Below are 22,206 nucleotides of genomic sequence, written 5' to 3' on the forward strand. Positions count from 1 at the left end.
CGGCCATTTTCGGGTTTTCGGCGATTGGCACTTGTGGCGATCCTGCCTTGACTTTCTTGCTGCATGGTGTTCGCCGGCAACGTAGGCTGAAACGGCAGTCTCCAGGTGATGTCGCAGATGAAAACGGAACCGAACGCCACCCGCTTTCAGCGCATCTTTACCACCTGCATGGCCGCACTCCTCGCATCAGAGTTCGCGTTCGCGATCATGATGGGCGAAGCCTATACCGGGGTGCGGACGCAGAACTGGATCGACCGCGGCACTGCACCGGTCATGTATTGGGCGTACGTGGCGTTCATGGGCCTTGGTGCACTGCTTCTTTCCGCCGTGGCACTGGGTCGGGTCGGCATCGATCAGGAGCCGGCAAGGCTGGAACAGCGAAAGCGCAAACGACAGCGAGATGGAACGATCTTCGCGCTGGGTTGCCTCTTGCTCGGGGTCGCGACGTGGGTGAATGAGCTTCGGCAATTCGGCGCAACGCCGCAGGATGCTATGCTCGGGTTGTTCTTCCTCGGCACGTTCGGTTTCGTCCTGATGCTGGCGCCTCTTCCGCCCGGCGCCCTGGGTGCCTGGCTTCGCGTGGCCGCTGGAGCACTTGTCGCAATAGCGGCGGTGGGCATGTCGCTGGTCTGAAACCGTTGCGCCTGCACCGCCGCGGAAGCAGGTTCTCCGTCGCGCAACCACTTTGGCAATGTCGCCCAAAGTCGCCGACACGGCCCAACGCGCTGCCGCCTCCCGGGAAAATCGCGTGGCTCTGCGTGCTGACGACGCTTTCGTCGCCCTGCATGGTGCCGGTCGATTGGAAGACCTCGCCGGCGCGCAGAAGGCGGCCATCGCGAAGGCGGCCGAGATGCGAGGCGAGGGACAGGAGATCTCTTACATCCGCTCGACCTTCGCACCCGAGGACGGACGCTGCATGTGCCTGTTCGACGGGGAAAGCGCCGGCCAGGTCCAGGCGCTGAACGACGCGGCGAGACTGCCCTATACCCGGGTGGTCCCGGCCCTCGATCTCACGTCCTGAGGTCGCGACGAGACCACTTCCCTTGCGGACATGGCGGGCCTAACGTCGCCGCCATGTCCATCCTCGACTCCCGCACCTCCTGGACCCGCCTTGCCCTGTCGCTGGCGCTCTCGCTCGTGGGCAATGCGGGCATGTGGGCGATCATCGTGATCCTGCCCGCGGTCGAGGCCGAGTTCGGCGTGGACCGCGCCACCGCGTCCCTCCCCTACACGCTGACCATGGTGGGCTTCGCGCTCGGCAACTGGGTGATCGGGCGCTGGGTCGACCGGCATGGCGTCGCGCGCGTGCTGGCCGTGGCGGCGATCCTGATGGGAGTGGCCTTCGCGGGCGCGGCCGCCGCGCCCAACATCGCCACGCTCTCGATTCTGCAGACGGCCATCGGCTTCGCCACGGCGGCGAGCTTCGGGCCGCTGATCGCCGACGTCTCGCAGTGGTTCCTCCGCCGCCGCGGCATCGCGGTCGCCATCATCGCGTCCGGCAACTACCTTTCGGGCGCGCTCTGGCCGCTCATCCTCGCCGACATCCTCGCAGGTCCCGGCTGGCGCACGGCATATCTCATCATCGCGGCCTCGGCCGTCCTGATCATGCTGCCCCTGACACTCGCGCTCCGCCGCCCTCTGCCCGAGGAGGCGATGCAGACCTCGGCCGCCGCCGCGGCACTCCGCGCCCGGACCGCGGGCCTTTCGCCCAACACGCTCGTCTGGCTGCTGGCCATCGCCGGCATCGGCTGCTGCGTGGCCATGTCCATGCCGCAGGTCCACATCGTCGCCTATTGCGTCGACCTCGGCTACGGGCCCGCGGTCGGCGCCGAGATGCTCTCGCTCATGCTGATGGGCGGCGTCGTCTCGCGGCTGATCTCGGGCCTCCTTGCCGACCGCCTCGGCGGGGTTCTGACGCTTCTCGTCGGATCGAGCCTGCAGATGCTCGCGCTGTTTCTCTACCTGCCGACCTCGGGGCTTGCGCCGCTTTATATCGTGTCGCTCATCTTCGGGCTCAGCCAAGGCGGCATCGTGCCCTCCTACGCAATCATCGTGCGGGAATACCTGCCGCCGAAGGAGGCGGGCGCGCGGGTCGGCTTCGTCATCATGGCGACCATCGTCGGCATGGCACTCGGCGGCTGGATGTCCGGCTGGATCTACGACCTGACCGGGTCCTACCAACTCGCCTTCATCAACGGCATCGCCTTCAACGCGCTCAACGTGGCGATCATGATCGTGATCCTCCTGCGCTCCCGTCCGCGCAGCCCGCGGGGCGCAGTGCCGGCCTGATCCCCTTCATCTTTCCCGAAATACGCCGGGGGTGCGGGGGCTGGCCCCCGCTGTCCTACGCTTCACCAATGCGGCGGCTTCTGGTCGGCGAGCGGCACAGTCCCGCCCTCGGACAACTCCCGCTCCGCCTCGCGCTCCATCAGGCGCGCCACCCGCGCCGTCAGCCGCGCGATCTCCGCGTCCTGTCGCGCCACGACGTCCGACAGGTCCTCGACCGTGCGCACCAGGTGCGCCAGCGCCTCTTCCAGCCTGCCCGTGTCGTCCATGGCCCCCTTGCGCCTCCTTGCCCCGATTGCCCCCCTCGGATAGACGGGCCGCGACCCTGAATTCAAGGCATCCCGGACCCGATGGCCAAAGAGAAGAAACAGCCTCGCCCCAAGGCCGAAGCGCCCAAGGGCTTCCGCGACTATTTCGGCGCCGAGGTGGCCGAGCGCAACGAGATGCTGGCGACGATCGCGGGCGTCTATTCCCGCTACGGCTTCGACCCGCTGGAGACCTCCGCCGTCGAGACGCTGGAGGCGCTGGGCAAGTACCTGCCGGACGTCGACCGCCCCCATGCCGGGGTCTTCGCCTGGCAGGAGGAAGAGGGGGGCGACTGGCTCGCGCTCCGCTACGACATGACGGCGCCCTTGGCCCGCGTCGCCGCGCAGTTCCGCAACGACCTGCCGAACCCTTACCGCCGCTACACGATGGGCCCCGTCTGGCGCAACGAGAAGCCGGGTCCGGGCCGCTTCCGGCAGTTCTACCAGTGCGACGCCGATACGGTGGGCGCGGCAAGCGTCGCGGCGGATGCCGAGATCTGCGCGATGCTGGCCGACACGCTCGAGGCCGTGGGCATCCCGCGCGGGGACTACATCGTGCGGGTCAACAACCGGAAGGTGCTGAACGGGGTGCTGGAGGTCGCGGGCCTTGCCGGGGACGACAAGGAGGAGGCGCGGGGCATCGTGCTCCGCGCCATCGACAAGCTCGACAAGTTCGGGGCCGACGGGGTGCGGCTGCTGCTGGGCAAGGGCCGGCTCGACGAGAGCGGGGATTTCACCGAAGGCGCGGGGCTTTCGGACGAACAGGCCGACGTGATCATGGCGTTCATGGACGCCAGGCGCACAGACGGTCCGGCGACCGTGGCGCGGCTGAGCCAACTGGTGGCCGGGTCCGCGATCGGTGCGGACGGCGTCGCCGAACTCGAACAGATCGCCGACCTCCTCGCCGCCCAGGGCTACGGCCCCGACCGCATCATCATCGACCCCTCCGTCGTCCGGGGCCTCGGCTACTACACTGGCCCCGTCTACGAGGCCGAGCTCACCTTCGAGATCACCGACGAGAAGGGCCGCCCGCGGCAGTTCGGCTCCGTCGCAGGCGGTGGGCGCTACGACGACCTCGTGAAGCGCTTCACCGGGCAGGAAGTGCCTGCGACCGGCGTCTCCATCGGGGTCGACCGCCTTCTCGCGGCCCTCCGCGCCAAGGGGCGCATCGGCGGCACCATGGAAGGTCCCGTCGTCGTCACGGTGATGGACCGCGACCGGATGGCCGACTACCAGTCCATGGCCTCGGAGCTGCGCGCCGCCGGCATCCGCGCCGAGGTCTATCTCGGCAACCCCAAGAACTTCGGCAACCAGCTGAAATACGCGGACAAGCGACAAAGCCCCGTGGCGATCATCCAGGGCTCGGACGAGGCCGCGCGCGGCGTCGTGCAGATCAAGGACCTCGTGCTTGGCGCGAAGCTCGCCGAGGAGGCGACGCTGGAGGAGTGGAAGAGCCAGCCCGCCCAGACCGAGGTTTCAAGATCCGACCTTGTCGCGGAGGTCCGGGCGATCCTGGACCGCCACGCGTGATCCTCAAGGCCGACATCCGCGCCGAGGCCGAGACGCTTCAGGCGGTGTTCACGCGGGCCGGCGCCGTGCCCGTGGAGGCACCCCTGCTGCTCAGCGCCGACACGCTCCTCGACCTCTATGGCGAGGATATCCGCGCGCGCGCCTACACCACCGACGACCCCGACCGGGGCGAGATGATGCTGCGCCCCGACTTCACCGTGCCGGTGGTCGAGATGCACATGGCAAACGGCGCCGACCGGCCCGCGCGTTACACCTATCTCGGCGAGGTATTCCGCAAGCAGAAGGCGGGCTCGTCGCGTCCGTCGGAATACCTGCAGCTTGGCTTCGAACTGTTCGGCGGCGAGGATCCGGCCCGCGCCGATGCCGAGGTCTTCGCGCTGTTCCACGAGGCCCTGAAGGGTCTCGGCCTGCGGCCCGTGACCGGTGACATGGGGATCCTGCTCGCCGCGATCGAAGGCCTCTCGACCACGCCCGTCCGAAAGGCCGCGCTGCGCCGCCACGTCTGGCGGCCCCGTCGGTTCCGGGCGCTGCTGGACCGGTATACGGGGCGGGCGCCCCAGCCGGCGGGGCGGATCGAGCTTCTGGAAAGGGTCGCCGCGAAGGGTGTCGATGCCGTGCTCGACGCCGCCGGGCCGGAGAGCGGCCTGCGCAGCCGCGCCGAGGTGGCCGCCCGGATCGAGAAGCTGCGGGCCGATGCCTCGACGCCCCCGATCGCCCGCGCCGAAGCCGAGGTGCTGACGGCGATCCTCTCGCTCAAGGCGCCGCTGCCCGACGCGTGCGAACAGTTGCGCGACATGAGCGTGGACCTGCCCGCTCTCGGCCCCGCCGCCGAGCGTTTCGCCGACCGGATCGATGCACTGGCCGAGGCGGGGCTGGAGCCCACGGAGCTGCCGTTCGAGGCGAGCTACGGGCGCACGACGATGGAATACTACGACGGTTTCGTCTTCGGCTTCCTCGCGCCCGCGCGCGCCGACCTGCCGCCGGTGGCTTCGGGCGGGCGTTACGACGCGCTGACCGCGATCATGGGGCGCGGGCAGGGTATCCCGGCGGTCGGCGGCGTGATCCGGCCCGAGGTCGTGCACGGCCTGCGCGCGGGGGGCAGGTCATGACCCTCCGCCTCGGTATCCCGTCCAAGGGCCGGCTCATGGACAAGACCTTCGACTGGTTCGCCGCGCGCGGCCTGCCGATGCGCCGCACCGGGTCGGACCGCGAATACGCCGCGGAAGTCGACGGCGCGGAGGTCGAGCTGCGCCTCCTGTCGGCGGGAGAGATCCCGCGCGAGCTGGCGGTCGGGCGCATCCACCTCGGCGTCACCGGGTCCGACCTCGTGCGCGAGCGCATCCCCGGCTGGGAGCAGGCGGTCGAGACCCTGGCGCCGATGGGATTCGGCCATGCCGACCTTGTCGTGGCCGTGCCGGTGAGCTGGGTCGATGTCTCCACGCTCGACGATCTCGACGCGGTCGCGGCCGAATTCCGTGCGCGGCACGGCTACAGGCTGCGGATCGCCACGAAGTATCACCGCCTTGTTCGCGAGTTCCTGCGCGAGGCGGGCGTGGCCGACTATCGGCTCGTCGACAGCCAGGGCGCGACCGAGGCCACCGTGGCCCACGGCACGGCCGAAGCCATCGCCGACATCACCTCGACCGGCGACACGCTGAAGGCGAACGGGCTGAAGGTGCTTTCGGACGGGCTGATCCACCGGTCGCAGGCGACGCTGTGGCGCGCCAAGCGGGCGGAGTGGGGCGCGGGCGAGCGCGAGGCGATGGCGACACTGACGCGGAAGCTCCGCCTGTCCTGAGCCGGCTCAGAACAGAAGCGCGCCGAGGCTCCAGAGCGCCATGAAGATCACGATGAGCGACCCGACCGTGTAGAAAGTCGCGCGCGTCTCATGCCCCTTTGCGCCGGCATAGGCCCAGGCATGGAGCGCGCGGGCGATCACGAAACCCGCGAAGCAGACGACGGCAAGCGCGTAGGGCGGATCGACCGCGACGAAGACGAAGCCGGCGAAGACAAAGCCGGGGATGTTCTCGAGGTCGTTGCGGTGCATCCGGCGCGACCGCTCCACGTCGGGGTCTGGAGCAAGCTTCGCGGGGTCCGGCACGCGGTTCAACGCGCCGGGCCGGAGGTCTTCGGGGCTGGCGAAACCGCGGCCCTTTCGCATCATCAGCGCGACTGTGACCCAGCCCTGTCCCATGAGCTTGAGCGCACTGATGGCCACCGCGATCGCGTAGGCCAGGAAAACGGGGTTCTCGATGCTGTAGAGGGACATGCCGACAGGCTATGGGCGGATCCGGACAGGCGCAACCATGCTCAGAGCACGCCGATCTCGGCCAGCGCGGACTGGAGCGAGGGCGGCAGGGCCTCCTCGCTTTCGCGGCCCTTTGGCAGGTCGCGCGGGGCATCCTCCGGGGCCAGGTAGCGCCAGCCCTGGAACGGGCGCTTCGGTGTCGAGGCGACACGCGTCACCTCCGGGTCCAGCACGATCCCGCAGCGCAGGATGCCGTCGCCCCGGTCGACCTCGTCGAGGCGGATGACGCGTTGGCGGCACAGCACGAGCCCCTTGAACACCCAGTAGAGCGAGCCGCCGTTCAGCACCTCTTCGGCGCGCTTCGGCCACATCCTGGTGACATGGCGTGGCAGGCCGTCCGGCCCCTTGGCGCGGGGGTTCTTCTGCCAGTCGGTCAGGTCCTCCACCGCCTCCGCGCCGACGCAGAGCTTGATGAGGTGCACCTTCCCTACGCTGTCCCCAGATTTGCTCACAGATTTCCCCACAGAATCCCGCTTTTCCTGCCAGATATCGTAGGTCCGTCACATCTTTCTGCAACCTGTTGAGATATCCACGTGCAAAATGTATCCTGATCGCCTGTTTCAGGAGATGCGCAGATGACCCGTTTCGCCGCCCCGATCGCGGAAGCCATCTGGGACATGAAATACCGTCTCAAGACCGCCGAAGGCCTGCCGCTCGACGAGTCGGTCGAGGACACCTGGCACCGGATCGCGCGCGCGCTCGCCTCGGTCGAGGAAACGCCCGCCGACTGGGAGGGGGGATTCTACGAGGCGCTGGAGGATTTCCGCTATCTCCCGGCCGGCCGGATCGTGGCGGGCGCGGGAACGGGGCGGTCCGTCACCCTCTTCAACTGCTTCGTGATGGGGACGATCCCCGACAGCATGGGCGGCATCTTCGAGTCCCTGAAGGAAGCCGCGCTGACGATGCAGCAGGGCGGCGGGATCGGCTACGACTTCTCCACCATCCGGCCCAAGGGCGCGCCGGTCGCGGGGGTGGCGGCGGATGCCTCGGGGCCGCTCAGCTTCATGGACGTCTGGGACGCGATGTGCCGCACCATCATGTCGGCCGGCTCGCGCCGGGGCGCGATGATGGCGACCATGCGCTGCGACCATCCCGATATCGAGGACTTCATCGCGGCCAAGGCCGATCCCGCCCGCCTGCGCATGTTCAACGTCAGCGTGCTCGCCACCGACGCCTTCATGGAGGCGGTGAAGGCGGACGGGCCGTGGGAACTGATCTTCGGCGGGCAGGTCTACAAGACGATCCGCGCCCGCGACCTGTGGAACCGGATGATGCGGGCGACCTACGATTACGCCGAGCCGGGCGTGATCTTCATCGACCGCATCAACTCCGAGAACAACCTGAGCTATGCCGAGACGATCGCGGCCACGAACCCCTGCGGGGAGCAGCCGCTGCCGCCCTACGGCGCCTGCCTTCTGGGCTCGGTGAACCTCGCCCGGCTGGTGCGCGAACCGTTCAGCGACGCGGCGCAGATCGACGAGGGCGAATTGTCCGACCTCGTCGCCACCGCGATCCGGATGATGGACAACGTCGTGGATGCAAGCCGCTTCCCGCTGGAGGCGCAGGCGCAGGAGGCCCATGCCAAGCGGCGGATCGGCCTCGGCGTCACGGGACTGGCCGACGCGCTGGCAATGACCGGGCTGCGCTATGGCTCGCCGGAAGCGGCGGAGAGGACCGGCGAATGGATGCGGCTCATCGCCAACGCGTCCTACCGGGCCTCCGCGCTCATCGCGGCCGAGAAGGGGGCGTTTCCGCTGTTCGACGCCGCCGCCTATGCCAAGGCGCCGATGGTGCGGCGGCTCGACCCCGAGGTGCAAGCGCTGATCGCGGAGCATGGGCTGAGGAACGCGCTCCTGACGTCCATAGCGCCTACCGGGACGATCAGCCTCTTCGCGGGCAACGTCTCGTCCGGGATCGAGCCGATCTTCGCCACGTCCTACACCCGCAAAGTGCTCCAGCCCGACGGGTCGCGCAGCGAGGAGGAGGTGGTGGACTACGCCATGCAGATGTGGCGCGACCTTCACGGCAATGCCGACCTGCCGGAGCATTTCGTGACCGCGCAGGACCTCGCGCCGATGGACCATGTGCGGATGCAGGCCGCCGCGCAGCCGTGGATCGATTCATCGATCTCCAAGACGATCAACGTGCCCGCCGACATCGACTTCGAGGCGTTCAAGGACGTCTACCTCGAAGCCTACGAGACCGGGTGCAAGGGCTGCACCACGTATCGCCCGAACGCGGTGACGGGGAGCGTGCTGTCGGTCGCCGATGACACGGCGAAATCCGAAACGACCGTGGCCGCCGAAGCGTCGAGGGACGGCGAAGTCATCTACATGTCCGAGCCGCTGGACCGGCCCCAGTCGCTGGAAGGGCACACCTACAAGCTCAAGTGGCCCGACAGCGACCACGCGCTCTACATCACGATCAACGACATCATCCTGAACGGGCACCGGCGGCCCTTCGAGATCTTCATCAACTCCAAGAACATGGAGCATTACGCCTGGATCCTCGCGCTTACGCGGATGATCTCGGCCGTGTTCCGGCGGGGTGGCGACGTCTCCTTCGTGGTGGAGGAGCTGAAGGCCGTCTTCGACCCGAGGGGCGGCGCATGGATGAACGGGAAATACGTCCCCTCGATCCTCGCGGCCATCGGCGGGGTGATCGAGCGGCACCTGATTTCCATCGGCTTCATCGACGGCGAGGGGATGGGCCTGAAATCCGATCCGCAGGCCGAGGTCGTGAACCTCGGGCGCCCGCGCGGGCCAGCCTGCCCGTCCTGCGGTCAATACGACATGCGGATGGTCGAAGGCTGCCTGACCTGCGCGAATTGTGGACATTCGAAGTGCGGATAAGACACGGGAAAAGTCTTTAGAATCTCCGCCGTAGCCATGTGGCGCGTCGCTTGCTATCCTTCGCCCCAATCGCCTGCCGACAAATCGGCAGGATCAGACCCGCGAAACACGCGAGCAGATGAGGCAGCGACATGGCAATACCGGGCCGGTACAGAGCGGCAGGCCGTTCTTTCGTCATTTCCATCGGATTATCCGCCCTTTCCGGGGCCGCGCTTGCCGACGGCCTCTCGATGGCGACGCCATCGGACCCGGCCATCGCCTACGCGATGCCGGCGCCGGACATGGGCAACCGCACCCTCGGAGTGGTGCGGATCTTCGAGAACGACTGGTTCGGCGTGCCGTTGGGCGACCGCTATGACCGCTGGCGCACGGGCTCCGTCAGTCTGAGCCTCCTCCGTGGTCCGGGCTGGAACGGGTCACTGCCCGAGCAGCCCTTCCAGCTGATGGAATACCGCTTTCGCGGCGAGGTCATCGCGCCCGACAACCTCTCGGCGCCCGCGCCCGGCGACCGGCTTTATGCCGGATCCTGGTGGCTGGGCGCGACGACGCATTTCAGCTGGTCCGGCTTCGACGTGGCCGCAGGCGCCGACCTCGTGGTGACGGGGCCGCAGACTGGGCTCATGGACATCCATTCCTCGATCCACCAGTTCTTCGGCGGCAACCCGATCAACCTCGCCGCGAACGAGGTCGAGGACGGGATATACCTCGATGCTCATGTCGAGATCGGCCAGGACATTCCACTGAGCTTCGGCGACGTGCGGCCCTTCGTCGAGGTCCGGGCCGGTGTCGAGACGCTGGCCCGCGCCGGTTTCGACGTGACGATCGGCTCGCTTGGCCAGAACGGGCTGCGCGTGCGTGACCAGGTCAGCGGCCAGCGCGTCGCGGCGATCAACGCTGTCGACGCGCTGGGCGGCTGGTCGTTCCTGTTCGGCGCCGATGCCGCCTGGGTCGCGGATTCCGTCTTCATTCCCGAGAACCGTGGCCCCGCCCTCGAAGAACAGCGCCACCGCGTTCGGGCGGGCGTGAACTATGGCGTGGGCGACAGCAATTTCTTCTACGGGATGACCTACCTCAGCGAGGAGTTCGTGGGTCAGTCGGAAGGGCAGGTCGTCGGCACCATCTCGGTCGATCTTCGGTTCTAGGCGGCGCCGGCGTGCGGCGTGGACACGAGGGATTCGGTCACTCGAATCAGTGGCTTCACAGGGCGAATCACCCGTGGTAACGTCGCGTCATAACGCCGGCTAACGGCGAGGTATGTGTTACTTGAGGCGGGGCATGGGTACGAGCTTGCGGGGCGCGTTCATGGTGGCATGGGCGCAAACCCTTCTGGACGGGTCGTCGGCAGAAGCAGAAAAAGAACTGGCTGAAGGCATGAGTTGGAGCTGGCATGGCCGGGCCCTTCCCCTGGAAGGCGAAGGCGCCGCCCTGGTGCTGACATCCAGCCGCGACCACTCAGAATTGCGCGCCCGAGCGGCGCGGGTCGCGCGCAAGTTGCTGCAGCGCCCCGCGTCCGGCCCCGCCGGCCTTCCCTCCATCGATGACCCGGATTCTGCCCTCGCCGACGAGAGCGATCCTGTCTTCTCGGGCGCCTTCGTGGTCTCGGACGGCTCGACCTTCTTCACCGTGGTTCCCATCGCCGTCGAACAGGGCGCGCCGCCCGTCCTGCTTTTCCCCGATGGCCTGCCCGCCGCCGGGCGCGACCACGTCATCGTCGCCTGTTCCGACCGGGTCCCGGTTCGCGTTCCGGACGACCGCCCATCGGTCATCTGCTTCACGCCCGGAACGCGACTGCGGACCGAACGCGGCGAGGTGGCCATCGAGGACCTCGACGTGGGCGACCGGCTGCTGACGCGCGACGACGGCCCGCAGGCGGTGCTCTGGACCGGGCACCGGCGCATGTCGGGGGCCCGCCTCTTCGCGCTGCCCGATCAGCGGCCGATCCGGCTGCGGCCCGGCGCGCTGGGCCTGGATCGGCCCGACGCCGATCTCGTCGTCAGCCCCGAGCATCGCGTCCTCGTCTCGGGCGCCGCCGCCCGCGATCTCTGGGGCGAGCCGGAGGTGCTGGTGCGCGCGGGCGACCTTGTCGGCGACAGGGGAGTGACCGTCGACCATTCGCTGCGCGAGACATGGTACATCCACCTGATGCTGGAGCGGCACGAGGTGATCTGGGCCAATGGCCTCGAGGTCGAGAGCTTCCACCCCGGCTACATGGGGCTTGGCACGCTGTCGGCCCTGCAGCGCGAGTGCCTATACGAGATGCGCCCGGAGCTCGAGCGCGATCCCTTCGCCTATGGTGCACCCGCGCGCAGGATGCTGAACCGGGCCGAGGCGGCGATCCTGTTCGACGGCGCCGTGACCCCGCCGCGGGCGGCCTGACCGCCAGCCCCCGGGCATTGACAGCAGCTTTCACTGGTGTAGAAGCCCGCCATCCCGGCTGTTGGCAGCCGGGTTTTCATTTGGTGTTGGTGGCCCCCGCAAGGGGATGCCTGTCGCCCGGAAACGGGAAAGGACAACGCCCTTCATAGCTGCTTCCGGGCAGCACGTCAGAAGGAGATCAGACGGTGACCAAACGCACCTCTGCCAAGTACAAGATCGACCGCCGCATGGGCGAGAACATCTGGGGCCGCCCGAAGTCCCCCGTGAACAAGCGCGAATATGGCCCCGGCCAGCACGGCCAGCGCCGCAAGGGCAAACTTTCGGACTTCGGCCTGCAGCTCCGCGCCAAGCAGAAGCTCAAGGGCTACTACGGCGACCTGACCGAGAAGCAGTTCCGTCGCATCTACGCCGACGCCGAGCGTCAGCGGGGCGATACCGGCGAACTTCTGATCGGCCTGCTCGAGCGTCGTCTCGACGCCGTCGTCTACCGCGCCAAGTTCGTCCCGACGATCTTCGCCGCACGCCAGTTCGTGAACCACGGCCATGTCACCGTGAACGGTCAGCGCGTCAACATTCCCTCCTACCGGGTCAAGGAAGGCGACGTGATCGAGGTGCGCGGCAAGTCCAAGCAGCTTGCGACCGTGCTGGAGGCCGTTCAACTTGCAGAGCGTGACGTGCCGGACTACATCGACGCGGACCACTCGAAAATGACCGCGACCTTCGTGCGGACGCCGGGTCTCGGCGACGTGCCCTACGCGGTGCAGATGGAACCGAACCTCGTCATCGAATACTACGCTCAGAACTGATTCAGCTCTTCAGCGAAGACATGCGAAGGCCGCGCCCGAGAGGGACGCGGCCTTTTCCATTTCGCAAGACCTACGCCTCGGCCGGGGCCACGATGGTCATGCCGCATGCCTCCGCGACGGCCATGATGCGGGCCACGTCGGGTGGCCCCTCCTGCGGCGCCGGTGCGGTCCGGTCATCGGTGACGGGCGTGCCAAGCTCGGTGAAGAACTGCTCGTGCATCCGACCCGGCGCATTCAGGATCATGACGCGCGCGGGTTTCGACCCTTTGGCCGCGAAGGCGTGCAATGCCCCGTCCGGGATCGACAGGCTTTGCCCGGGGCCGACGCGACGCTCGACGCCGTCGACCATGAAATCGACCTCGCCGTCCAGGACCACGAATGTCTCCGTTTCGCCGGCATGCGTGTTCGGCGGTGCGCCAAGACCCGGTGGAACGACGGCCTCGACGAGGCAGAACTTGCCCATCACTTCGTCGGGGAAGGCGTGAAAGGTCATGAGGATACCGAGGGTTTCATAGCGGCGGTGGCGGGACATCGCTTTCTCCTTGAGCCGAAGGTCGGGTGATGCTCATAATACACCAGTCTCATAACAAGACAAGTGTCTCATAAGGTGTACCGCGTGACCGTAACTCCATCCACCCACGAACGCCGCGCGCAGAAGTCCCGCACGCGTGAAGCCATCCTCGCCGCCGCGCGTGAACTGTTGGCCGAGGGGCAGGCGGTGACGCTGAACGCAGCAGCCGGGCGCGCGGGCGTCTCGCGCGCCACCGCCTATCGCTATTTCTCGGACCCGAGCGTTCTGGCCGCAGAGGCCGGGCTGGCGCTGGAGGTGCGCAGCTACGAGACCATCACCAGGGGCTGCGCCGGAACGCGCGAGCGGCTGGTCGCCATCGCGCTTTATTTCTTCGATCTCGCGCTGGAGCACGAGGTGGAGTTCCGTGCCTTCCTGTCGCGCTGGCTCGACGCCTGGCGACCGGCCGAGCAGACGGTCAGTCGTGGCGCGCGGCGCGTGGCGATGTTCGAGCGTGCGCTCGACGAGGGGCCGGAACGCCTTGCCCCGGCGCAACGGGAGGCACTGGTCCGTTCGCTGACCGTCAATACCGGCACCGAGGCGATGATCGCGCTACTGGACGTCGCGCGCGCGGACAGGGAGGCCGCGAGACAGTGCGTCGCGGAGACGGCCGTCGTGCTGATCGACCGCTACCTGCCCTAGGGCGACGAGTGTGCGGCTTGCGGGTTTGCGTTGCCGTCCCATGCCGCCTATGACGGGCGGACCCCCAAGAGGAGGCGCAGGTGGCACAGGACTATCCCGTTTACGGCCGGATCGACGGCCCCATCGTGATCATCGGCTTCGGCTCGATCGGCAAGGGGACTTGGCCGCTGATCGAGAGACACTTCGACTACGACGCTGACAAACTGGTCGTGATCGAGCCCGATCCCGCCAAGGCCAACTTCCTGCGACAGCACCGCATCGCGCATGTTCAGGAATCGCTGACGTCCGAGAATTACCGCGAGGTGCTCGCCGGGCTTCTGGAACCCGGCATGGGGTTCTGCGTGAACCTCAGCGTGGATACCTCATCGCTCGATCTGATGAGGTTCTGCCGCGAGCTGGGCGTTCCCTATATCGACACCGTCGTCGAGCCTTGGGAGGGCTACTACTTCAACACCACCGACAATGCCGCGCGCACGAACTACGCCCTGCGGCAGGCGGTGCGGGACGAGAAGGCGCGTAATCCCGGCGGCACCACCGCCGTCTCCTGCTGCGGGGCCAACCCGGGCATGGTGTCGTGGTTCGTGAAGGAGGCGCTCCTGACGCTGGCCCGCGACACCGGCCGTGAGGCGACTGTCCCCACCGACCGGGAGGGCTGGGCCCGGCTGATGCAGGGCCTCGGGGTCAAGGGCGTGCATATCGCCGAGCGAGACACGCAGGCGCGCCGTCTGCCGCGCCCGCGCGGCGTCTTCGTGAACACATGGTCGGTCGAGGGCTTCATCGCCGAAGGATTCCAGCCCGCCGAGCTTGGCTGGGGCACGCACGAGCCGTGGTTCCCCGAGAACGGGCATCGGCAGGAGGCCGGATGCCAGGCCGCGATCTGGCTCGACCGGCCGGGTGCGATCACCCGCGTCCACACCTGGTGCCCGACGCCGGGCCCGCAGTTCGGCTTCCTCGTGACGCATAACGAGGCGATCTCGATCTCGGACTACTACACCATCGGCCGGGGCGCGGAGCCGGAGTACCGCCCGACCTGCCACTATGCCTACCACCCGTGCGACGACGCGGTCCTTTCGCTCCACGAGATGTTCGGCTCGGGCCGCACGCAGGAGAAGCACCACATCCTCGGCGAGGACGAGATCGTGGAGGGCATCGACGAGCTCGGCGTCCTGCTCTACGGCCATGAGAAGAACGCGCTCTGGTACGGCTCGCGCCTGTCGAACGAGGAAACCCGTGAGCTTGCGCCCTACCAGAACGCAACGGGTCTGCAGGTGACGAGCGCGGTTCTGGCCGGCATGGTCTGGGCGCTGGAGAACCCGAACGCGGGCATCGTCGAGGCGGACGAGATGGACCATGCCCGGTGCCTGGAGGTCCAGCGCCCTTATCTTGGCCCGGTCGAGGCGCATTACACGAACTGGACGCCGCTTCAGGATCGGTGGGAGTTGTTCCCCGAAGACATCGACCCCGAGGAGCCCTGGGCCTTCCGCAACGTGCTGGCGAGCTGACGGCGTCCCGTCAACTCTGCCGCTCGGATCCGGGGATCGCGCCGAGGTCGAAGACCCATGGCATCGCTGATCCGCACCAGACCTGTTGCCGAGGGCGCAACTGCGCGCGTTGACGGATCGTCCCCGCCCGCAGTCCGAAGAAACTGTCCGGCTCTTCCGGGGTCTGCGCATGGATGCGCGTCCCGCAATCGCCGCAGAAGCTGAGGAGGCGGCGCCTCCCGCTGTCGGCCTTGGTTTCGTAGACCTTCAGGGCCCCCTTCTTGAGGGTGAAGTTTCGATCCTGCACGTGGACGACCCACCCGAACCCCGTGCCCGAGTTGATCTGGCAGTTCGTGCAATGGCAGATGACGCACCGGTCGGGGTCGATGACCGCCTCGTAGGCGATGGCCCCGCACAGACAGCTTCCGTCGACCTTCACGATCCGGCTTCCGTCCGACGCGCCAGCGCCGCGGCCGCAGCGTCCAGAAATGCCGCGCCGTGGCCCTCGTTCTGCGGCACGCCCTCGGGGATCACGACCCAACCGTGTTTGTGCGGAACGAAGATCGACGTGGTGGGTGGCGGGAAGGCCGGATCGGCGAAAAGGCCGACGGGGACGCCGATGAGGTCCAGCATCGCCTCCACGTCCCAGTCGGTGGTGGAGCTGCACTGGGGGCAGAAGCGGAAGGTGATGTAACAGCCCGTGTCGCCCGCACGTCGATAGGCCGTCCGCCCGCCCGTAACGGAAACCTCCTCGCGCGGCCAGTAGGCGTGGACGCTGTAGGTGCTGCCCGTGCGCTTCTGGCATTGCAGGCAATGGCACATGGAGACAATGGCCGGATCTGCCCCGGCTTCGATCCGCACCGCGCCACAGGCGCACGAGCCTTGGTGTTTCGACATCGCTGCCCCCGTTGGCTGGCAAGGCGCCCTCGGCGGAAAGGCTAACAGCGGGTCACCTTCTTTGGAACGTTTAATGCCGATTAAGGGCGCGCCAAAGGACGTTTAATCCGGGACCGGGCAGTTTGGGATCAACGAAACGACACCCGAACCGGAGCCAAGCCAATGACCACCTTCAACACCAACACCGACCTCAACGCCCGCGGCCGTCAGATGCAGAAGGCCCGCGAAGCCGCCGAGACGCAGGTCTGGCGCCTCGTCGACATGATCCCGGCGTTCTTCGCCCGCACCGCGCCCGATGGCCGGAAGGAACTTGAAAAGACCGCTCGCCGCGAGGCCGCGCGCCGCTCCGTCGACAACCTGCTGCGCTAATCGGGCAGGCCCGCACCCCGGAACGCGTCGATCATCATCTGCCGCTGTTCGGGGCGCCGATAGGGGGAACTTTCCAGCGTGGCCGTCAGCGTCACGTCCGGCACGATCCTCCGCAGGGCCTCCGCCGTCCGCCGAGCGTCATCCACACGCCCCGCGGCCCAGTAGGCGAGGACCAGGGTCTGCACGCCGGTGCCGTAGGACGGTAGCTCGGCGACGACCTGTTCCGACAGGGCGACGGCAGTCTCGATACGGCCGGAATGGAGATGGCAGAGGCTCGCGCCCATCCGGCAATAGACGACCATGTCCCCGAGCGGATCGAGGCGCATCCCCTTCTCGAAGGCCTCGATCGCCTCGTCATAGGCGCCGATGTAGCTGAGCGGCCAACCGGCCGAGAGATTGACCAGCGCCGAATTGGGGCAAAGGCGGCGCGCGCGTCGTACGGCCTCGGCCCCTTCCTCCTGGCCCCAGCCGGAAAACGCGAAGAACTGGCCCGCGAACACCAGCACCAACGGGTCGTCCCCGGCCTCCGCCAACAACGTCTTCGCCAGCGGCGCGGCTTCCAGGTTTTCCTCCCAGGAGATCATCCGCGCACCCCGAGCGATGAGGTAGGCGCGCACCTTCCACGCCTTCGCCATCCTGTACCCCGGGTCGCGTTCTATGGCCCGATCGAGAAGGTCCACCCCCTTGCGGAAATCCTCGAGCGTCTGGACCCGGTAGACATGCGGCAGGGCTCGCAGGACAAGGTCGTAGGCGCCGAGATCCCCGGTCGGCTTGCCCTGCGACAGGCCCGCCTCGGCGAACATGAGCTTTGGCTCGACTGCGCCTGCCACGCGGGCGGCGATCTCGTCCTGGAGGTCGAACACGTTTTGCGTCTCGCCGGTGAAGCGTTCCGACCAGATCGTGCGCCCGGTCTCGGCCTCGACCAGTTGCACCGTTACCCGCAGGGACGCGCCCGCCTGTTGGACGGACCCCTCGACGGCATAGCGCACGCCTAGCTGTCGTCCGACATCGGCGATGTCGACGGGCTGGCCCTTGAAGCGGAAACTGGTGGAGGCGGCGATGACGTAAAGCGCCGAGAGACGCGAAAGGCTGGCGATGATGTCTGTGATCAGCCCGTCGACGAGATAGTCGTTCTCCGCCGTGCCGGAGAGGTTGGCGAAGGGCAGGACGACGAGGGACGGCTTGTCGGGCAGGGCGGGTCCTCTCGGTGTCGCGGACGCGGCCCCGATCGCCAGCTTGTAGCCCACGCCCGGCACCGTCGCGATGGCCTTGGGCCCCAGTGCTTTCCTCAGCGTGCTGATCTGGACGGTTAGGTTGCCCTCCTCAACGGCGAGCCCACCCCATACGGTTTCCAGGAGTTCCGCCTTCGACACGACGCGGTCCTGGTTCGCATGAAGGTGCGCCAGCACGTCGAAAGCGCGGGCGCCCATCGTGACGGGGGCGCCGTCGACAAGAACCTCCCGCGTGTCGGGCTGGATTTGGACGTCCGGCATGCGTCAGCCTTCGGGAATGCCGCAGGCGGGCAGAGCCTCGCGGATAAGCTGAAGCTGCGGCTCGTGTTTGAACGGTGTGGTCTCAAGCGTGTAGCGCAGGGTCATTTCGGGGTTGATCCGCATGAACTCCCGCCCCATGCGCCTGGCGTCCTCTATCCGGCCTGTACGCCAATAGGACAGGATAAGCTGAAACACCGTGGAGCCGTAATTGGGCGCCTCGTGATAGGATTGCTCCAGAACGGTGATCGCCTCGTCCACGCGGCCAAGACCTGTGAGGATCGGGCCAAGCGCGCTTCGTACGAAACCATGGTTGGGGTCGAGCGGATTGAGGCGCAGGGCGCGGTTGATGTCCTGCAGTGCGGTTTCGAACTCACCCACATAGGAATGGAGCCAGCCGGAGGAACAGAGGACCGCCACCGAGTTGGGATTGAGGGACTTGGCCTTTCGGAGCGCCACAAGGCCAACCTCGGCGCCCTTGTCGAGATATGCGGCGGCATGCCCGGCATAGGTCAGTGTGATCGCATCACCCGTCCCACTGTCCATCAGCGCGTAGGCATCCGGCACGATATGCCGGGCCTGCTGCGTCTTGATGAACCGGCCGCCCGCCGCGATGGTGTAGGCCCAACAACGCAGCGCGCGGGCGTAGGCATAGCCCTGGTCGAGCGCGATGGCCTCGTCGAGCAGCGCGAAGGCGCGGGTGAAATCCTCCGGCTTGGAGGTATAGCGGATCACCCGCTCCACCTGCAGGCAGAGGTCATAGGCGCGCTTGTCTTGCTGCGGCTTCTCGCGGGATCGCAGGGCCTCGGCGGCGCGGAGGGTGGGTTCGATTGCTGCGGCGACGCTTTCGGTCAGGCGGTCCTGCAGGTCGAAGATGTCGTCGAGTTCGCCGGTGAAGCGCTCGGACCAGATCGACCGTCCCGTAGCCGCCTCCACGAGTTGCACCGTGATCCGCAGCGACATGCCCGCCTGCTGGACCGATCCTTCCAGAACGTATCGCACACCCAGTTCGCGGCCGACGTCGGCCAGTTGCACCGCGCGGCCCCGGTAGGCGAAGCTCGACGTGGCGGCGATGACGAATAGGCCGGGGACCTTGGTCAGTGTCGCGATCAGTTCGGTGACGATGCCGTCCACGAGGTAGTCCTGATCGGGCTTTGCGGTGAGGTTGGAGAAGGGCAGCACGGCAAGCGACGGGATGTCCGGGAGGGCCGGGCCATCGGGTGCGGCAGGTGCGGTGCCGCTTGCCAGCTTGTAGCCCACGCCCGGCACCGTCGCGATGGCCTTGGGTCCCAGCACCTTCCTGAGCGCGCTGATCTGCACGGTCAGGTTCCCTTCCTCCACGGCCAGCCCGCCCCAGACCGTCTCCAGAAGCTCTGCTTTCGACACGACGCGGTCGCGATGCAGGTCGAGATGGGTCAGCACGTCGAAGGCGCGCGCCCCGAGGGCAACCGGGGCGCCGTCAACGAGAAGCGCACGGCTTTCCCGGTCCAGTCGAAAGGCGCCTCGCGTGTCATTGTCCGGCATATCGGCAAGCGCCCCAACGGTCATCCCCGTTCACCCTAACAGAGCGTCACGGGCAGCCAAGCGCCATCCGCGACGTGTGCATGCACGCACGCATTGCGCCCTCGCCAAGGGCCGGAATTGGGCGTAAATGCCCGATGATGGCACTTGGCGACACTCTCAGGACACTCTCGCTCGCGGAAGCCGAGCGGTTGCCCCTCTGGCGGCGGCCCATCGCGCTTCTGGCGGTGATGGCCTTCGCCATGCCGATCGCCTTCGCCACCTGGTCGGCGCTCCTGAACAACTTCGTCATCGAGATGGCCGGGTTCGACGGCGCCGATATCGGCTGGCTTCACACCGTGCGCGAGATTCCCGGGTTCTTCGCCATCGGCGTGATCCTCCTGATCATCTTCATCCGCGAACAGGTGCTGGCGCTGGTGTCGCTGGTGCTTCTGGGCATGGCGACGGCGCTGACGGCGCAATTCCCGACCCTGGGCGGTCTGCTGTTCGTGACACTCCTCAGTTCCATCGGCTTCCACTACTACGAGACGGTGAACCAGTCGCTGCAGCTTCAATGGCTGGACAAGAAGAAGGCGCCGCAGATGCTGGGCTGGCTTCTGTCGGTAGGATCCGGCGCGACGCTGGTGGCCTATCTCCTGATCGTGGTGACGTGGCGGACCTATGACCTCAGCTACGACTTCGTCTACTGGGTCGCCGGCGGAGTGACGGCGGCCATCGCCGTCTTCTGCTTCTTCGCCTTTCCCCAGTTCGAAAGCCCGAACCCCCAGACCAAGAAGATGGTCCTGCGCAAGCGCTACTGGCTCTACTACGCGCTGCAGTTCATGTCGGGCGCACGGCGGCAGATCTTCGTGGTCTTCGCGGGCTTCATGATGGTCGAGCGGTACGGCTACGAGGTGCACCAGATCACCGCGCTCTTCATGGGGACGCTTCTGGCCAACATGATCGCGGCGCCCCTGCTGGGCCGGGTCGTCGCGCTTTTCGGGGAACGGCTTGCGCTGATCGTCGAGTATTCGGGGCTCGGGCTGATCTTCCTGCTCTATGCCGGGCTTTATGTCTTCGACTGGGGGCCGGGCATCGCGGCGGCGCTTTACGTGCTGAACCACATCTTCTTCGCGCTGGCGCTGGCCATAAAGACCTACTTCCAGAAGATCGCGGAGCCAGGCGACATCGCGCCCACGGCGGCCGTCGCCTTCACGATCAACCACATCGCGGCCGTCTTCCTGCCCGCCGCCTTGGGCTACCTGTGGCTCACGTCGCCGGTTTCGGTCTATCTTCTCGCGGCGGCGATGGCGGGGGTGTCCCTGATCCTGTCCTGTCTCGTGCCGCGCCATCCCGAGCCGGGGCGCGAGACGGTTTTTGCGCGCGCCGTGGCCGAGCCTGCCCCCGCGGAGTAGTCCCATGCCGACCTGGACCGCGCTGACCACGCTTCCCGAGAAGGCCCGCGCCGAGGCGCTGGGCGAGGCGCTCGAGGAGATTGCGCCCGAGCCGATCGGCGTCGGAATCTTCGAACTCGAGGACGGATCGGGCCTCTGGGAGGTCGGCGCCTACTTCACCGAGGAGCCCGATGGCATTTCCCTCGCCCTCCTCGCGGCCGCGCACGGCGCGCAACCATTTGCCGTGTCGCTTGTGCCGGATACGGACTGGGTCGCCCATGTCCGCCGCGAACTGCACCCCGTGGAGGCGGGCCGCTTCTTCCTTTACGGCGCCCATGACGCGGATCGCGTGCCGGAGGGGTGCATTCCCCTGCTGATCGAGGCGGCGATGGCCTTCGGAACCGGGCATCACGGCACGACAAAGGGGTGTCTGTTGGCCTATGACGAGCTTCTGTCCGCGGGCGTGGTGCCTCAGCGCGTGGCGGATATCGGGGCGGGTACCGCCGTGCTCGGCATCGCCGCGGCCCTGACCTCGCCCAACCCGGTGCTTGTGTCCGACATCGACCCCGTCGCCGTCGAGGTGGCCGAGGCCAACGCCGTCGCCAACGGCGTGGCGGCGCGCGTCAGATGCATCGAGGCGGCCGGTTTCGATCACCCCGAGATCGCCGCGGGGGCGCCCTTCGATCTGATCTTCGCGAACATCCTGAAAGGACCGCTCGTCGAGCTGGCGCCGGCGATGGCCGCCCATGTCGCACCGGGCGGGCATATCATTCTGTCGGGGATCCTGAACGCGCAGGCGGACGAGGTGATCGCGGCCTACGCCGCCGAGGGCCTGCATTGCACGAGGCGGGCGGAACTGGGCGAGTGGACCACGCTCACAATTTCACCATAATTTGGTCGCAATTGACGGTGAATTGTGATACGAATGTGTTCGGTGGGGGCGCCTAGTCTTTAAGTAGGTCGCCCTAATGGCACAGAATCAAACGACTTTCTCGGATCGCTTGCATCGAATCTCTGAGACGCGGCGCGTCGGTTTTTTTGGCCGCGGTCGCAATCGTTCGGATGAACGGCGTATCGTCGTGCATCCTGACGGTTTCGTTCAACCTCTTTCAGGGCCTTCGAAACGGCTCCGTTTCGGGTTCCCCATCAAGGGGGTGATCCTTGCCTGTATCGTTACCGTCCTCGTAAAATCGTACCTCATGTGGACACTCGGCGACGACGTTTACGGCGCCGCGGTGTCGCAACTACTCAACGGCAACCAGTTCGAGCGGGCGGCGGGTCTCATCCTGGCTCCCGATCTCGTTTCGAACCGGATCGTGGACGCCTACCAATACATTTACCGTGTCATCGTGTCGGTCGCGACCGCGCTCGAGACCGGCACGTTTCCCGCGCTCGCCTGACT

Annotated in this window: 24 protein-coding genes; 16 read left to right on the forward strand and 8 right to left on the reverse strand. The window is 67.2% G+C overall.

Going from position 1 to position 22,206, the window contains the following annotated elements:
* Positions 1-117: 117 nt before the first annotated feature.
* The 3 genes from N8I71_RS16515 to N8I71_RS16525 all read left to right on the forward strand — a co-directional run bounded on the left by N8I71_RS16515 (position 118) and on the right by N8I71_RS16525 (position 2,289).
* The gene (locus N8I71_RS16515; protein WP_262879113.1) at positions 118-633 is read left to right on the forward strand and encodes a hypothetical protein; all 516 of its coding nucleotides are present in this window, start codon (positions 118-120) and stop codon (positions 631-633) included.
* Positions 634-748: 115 nt separating this feature from the next.
* Positions 749-1,021: a nickel-binding protein gene (locus N8I71_RS16520; protein WP_262879114.1), complete on the forward strand. Its 273-nt coding sequence runs from the start codon at positions 749-751 to the stop codon at positions 1,019-1,021.
* 53 nt (positions 1,022-1,074) lie between these two features.
* Positions 1,075-2,289 (forward strand): MFS transporter, encoded by a 1,215-nt coding sequence (locus N8I71_RS16525; RefSeq protein WP_262879115.1) that lies wholly within the window; start codon positions 1,075-1,077, stop codon positions 2,287-2,289.
* A 62-nt stretch (positions 2,290-2,351) separates the two neighbouring features.
* Here the strand turns inward: N8I71_RS16525 and N8I71_RS16530 are convergent, their stop codons facing one another.
* On the reverse strand, positions 2,352-2,555 hold the full coding sequence (locus tag N8I71_RS16530) for a SlyX family protein (protein WP_262879116.1): 204 nt from the start codon (positions 2,553-2,555) through the stop codon (positions 2,352-2,354).
* Between the two features lie 81 nt (positions 2,556-2,636).
* Here N8I71_RS16530 and hisS point away from each other — a divergent pair, with 81 nt between their 5' ends.
* From hisS to hisG, 3 genes are read left to right on the forward strand one after another with little or no spacing between them, the layout of a single operon-like run.
* Positions 2,637-4,121 (forward strand): histidine--tRNA ligase, encoded by a 1,485-nt coding sequence (gene hisS / locus N8I71_RS16535; protein WP_262879117.1) that lies wholly within the window; start codon positions 2,637-2,639, stop codon positions 4,119-4,121.
* Positions 4,121-5,230 (forward strand): ATP phosphoribosyltransferase regulatory subunit, encoded by a 1,110-nt coding sequence (locus tag N8I71_RS16540; protein WP_262879156.1) that lies wholly within the window; start codon positions 4,121-4,123, stop codon positions 5,228-5,230. Before hisS ends, N8I71_RS16540 begins: the two co-directional genes overlap by 1 nt.
* Positions 5,227-5,919 carry an ATP phosphoribosyltransferase gene (hisG, locus tag N8I71_RS16545; protein WP_262879118.1) on the forward strand — a complete coding sequence of 231 codons (693 nt, stop codon included), beginning with the start codon at positions 5,227-5,229 and terminating at the stop codon, positions 5,917-5,919. Before N8I71_RS16540 ends, hisG begins: the two co-directional genes overlap by 4 nt.
* A gap of 6 nt (positions 5,920-5,925) precedes the next feature.
* Here hisG and N8I71_RS16550 read toward each other — a convergent pair whose 3' ends face one another.
* Positions 5,926-6,390 carry an MAPEG family protein gene (locus N8I71_RS16550; protein ID WP_262879119.1) on the reverse strand — a complete coding sequence of 155 codons (465 nt, stop codon included), beginning with the start codon at positions 6,388-6,390 and terminating at the stop codon, positions 5,926-5,928.
* Between the two features lie 41 nt (positions 6,391-6,431).
* Entirely contained in the window at positions 6,432-6,881 is a 450-nt protein-coding gene (locus tag N8I71_RS16555; protein WP_262879120.1) for a DUF1489 family protein, read from the reverse strand.
* A gap of 123 nt (positions 6,882-7,004) precedes the next feature.
* On the opposite strand from N8I71_RS16555, the gene N8I71_RS16560 reads away from it, so the two are divergent.
* From N8I71_RS16560 to rpsD, 4 genes are all read left to right on the forward strand, one after another.
* The gene (locus N8I71_RS16560) at positions 7,005-9,281 is read left to right on the forward strand and encodes an adenosylcobalamin-dependent ribonucleoside-diphosphate reductase (protein WP_262879121.1); all 2,277 of its coding nucleotides are present in this window, start codon (positions 7,005-7,007) and stop codon (positions 9,279-9,281) included.
* A gap of 230 nt (positions 9,282-9,511) precedes the next feature.
* Positions 9,512-10,423, forward strand: a complete 912-nt coding sequence (locus tag N8I71_RS16565) for a lipid A deacylase LpxR family protein (RefSeq protein ID WP_262879122.1) — start codon at positions 9,512-9,514, stop codon at positions 10,421-10,423.
* Between the two features lie 133 nt (positions 10,424-10,556).
* Positions 10,557-11,657, forward strand: coding sequence for a Hint domain-containing protein (locus N8I71_RS16570; protein ID WP_262879123.1), 1,101 nt, complete (start codon positions 10,557-10,559; stop codon positions 11,655-11,657).
* 185 nt (positions 11,658-11,842) lie between these two features.
* Positions 11,843-12,463 carry a 30S ribosomal protein S4 gene (gene rpsD, locus N8I71_RS16575; protein ID WP_262879124.1) on the forward strand — a complete coding sequence of 207 codons (621 nt, stop codon included), beginning with the start codon at positions 11,843-11,845 and terminating at the stop codon, positions 12,461-12,463.
* Positions 12,464-12,533: 70 nt separating this feature from the next.
* On the opposite strand, the gene N8I71_RS16580 is transcribed toward rpsD, so the two are convergent.
* The gene (locus N8I71_RS16580; protein WP_262879125.1) at positions 12,534-12,995 is read right to left on the reverse strand and encodes a cupin domain-containing protein; all 462 of its coding nucleotides are present in this window, start codon (positions 12,993-12,995) and stop codon (positions 12,534-12,536) included.
* 84 nt (positions 12,996-13,079) lie between these two features.
* Here N8I71_RS16580 and N8I71_RS16585 point away from each other — a divergent pair, with 84 nt between their 5' ends.
* Together N8I71_RS16585 and N8I71_RS16590 are read left to right on the forward strand one after the other, a co-directional pair.
* The gene (locus N8I71_RS16585; protein WP_262879126.1) at positions 13,080-13,673 is read left to right on the forward strand and encodes a TetR/AcrR family transcriptional regulator; all 594 of its coding nucleotides are present in this window, start codon (positions 13,080-13,082) and stop codon (positions 13,671-13,673) included.
* 80 nt (positions 13,674-13,753) lie between these two features.
* A complete protein-coding gene (locus tag N8I71_RS16590) occupies positions 13,754-15,175 on the forward strand; it encodes a homospermidine synthase (RefSeq protein WP_262879127.1) in 1,422 nt (473 codons plus the stop codon).
* Positions 15,176-15,185: 10 nt separating this feature from the next.
* On the opposite strand, the gene N8I71_RS16595 is transcribed toward N8I71_RS16590, so the two are convergent.
* Together N8I71_RS16595 and N8I71_RS16600 are read right to left on the reverse strand one after the other, a co-directional pair.
* Positions 15,186-15,593 carry a GFA family protein gene (locus tag N8I71_RS16595; protein WP_262879128.1) on the reverse strand — a complete coding sequence of 136 codons (408 nt, stop codon included), beginning with the start codon at positions 15,591-15,593 and terminating at the stop codon, positions 15,186-15,188.
* Positions 15,590-16,051, reverse strand: coding sequence for a GFA family protein (locus N8I71_RS16600; protein WP_262879129.1), 462 nt, complete (start codon positions 16,049-16,051; stop codon positions 15,590-15,592). The genes N8I71_RS16595 and N8I71_RS16600 overlap by 4 nt, the downstream gene beginning before the upstream one ends.
* A gap of 162 nt (positions 16,052-16,213) precedes the next feature.
* On the opposite strand from N8I71_RS16600, the gene N8I71_RS16605 reads away from it, so the two are divergent.
* Complete coding sequence (locus tag N8I71_RS16605) at positions 16,214-16,420, forward strand: hypothetical protein (protein WP_262879130.1); 207 nt, start codon at positions 16,214-16,216, stop codon at positions 16,418-16,420.
* On the opposite strand, the gene N8I71_RS16610 is transcribed toward N8I71_RS16605, so the two are convergent.
* Complete coding sequence (locus N8I71_RS16610; protein WP_262879131.1) at positions 16,417-17,913, reverse strand: winged helix-turn-helix domain-containing protein; 1,497 nt, start codon at positions 17,911-17,913, stop codon at positions 16,417-16,419. The genes N8I71_RS16605 and N8I71_RS16610 overlap by 4 nt on opposite strands.
* 3 nt (positions 17,914-17,916) lie before the next feature.
* Positions 17,917-19,458, reverse strand: a complete 1,542-nt coding sequence (locus N8I71_RS20590) for a winged helix-turn-helix domain-containing protein (protein ID WP_316249260.1) — start codon at positions 19,456-19,458, stop codon at positions 17,917-17,919.
* A gap of 113 nt (positions 19,459-19,571) precedes the next feature.
* Here N8I71_RS20590 and N8I71_RS16620 point away from each other — a divergent pair, with 113 nt between their 5' ends.
* The 3 genes from N8I71_RS16620 (at position 19,572) to N8I71_RS16630 (ending at position 22,204) form a co-directional block, all read left to right on the forward strand.
* Positions 19,572-20,825 carry an MFS transporter gene (locus N8I71_RS16620; protein ID WP_262879132.1) on the forward strand — a complete coding sequence of 418 codons (1,254 nt, stop codon included), beginning with the start codon at positions 19,572-19,574 and terminating at the stop codon, positions 20,823-20,825.
* 4 nt (positions 20,826-20,829) lie between these two features.
* Entirely contained in the window at positions 20,830-21,696 is an 867-nt protein-coding gene (locus N8I71_RS16625; protein ID WP_262879133.1) for a 50S ribosomal protein L11 methyltransferase, read from the forward strand.
* 307 nt (positions 21,697-22,003) lie between these two features.
* Positions 22,004-22,204, forward strand: coding sequence for a hypothetical protein (locus N8I71_RS16630; RefSeq protein ID WP_262879134.1), 201 nt, complete (start codon positions 22,004-22,006; stop codon positions 22,202-22,204).
* Positions 22,205-22,206: the final 2 nt, after the last annotated feature.

This window comes from Roseicyclus sediminis (genome assembly GCF_025515305.1).
GTDB classification, from domain to species: Bacteria; Pseudomonadota; Alphaproteobacteria; order Rhodobacterales; family Rhodobacteraceae; genus Roseibacterium; species Roseibacterium sediminis.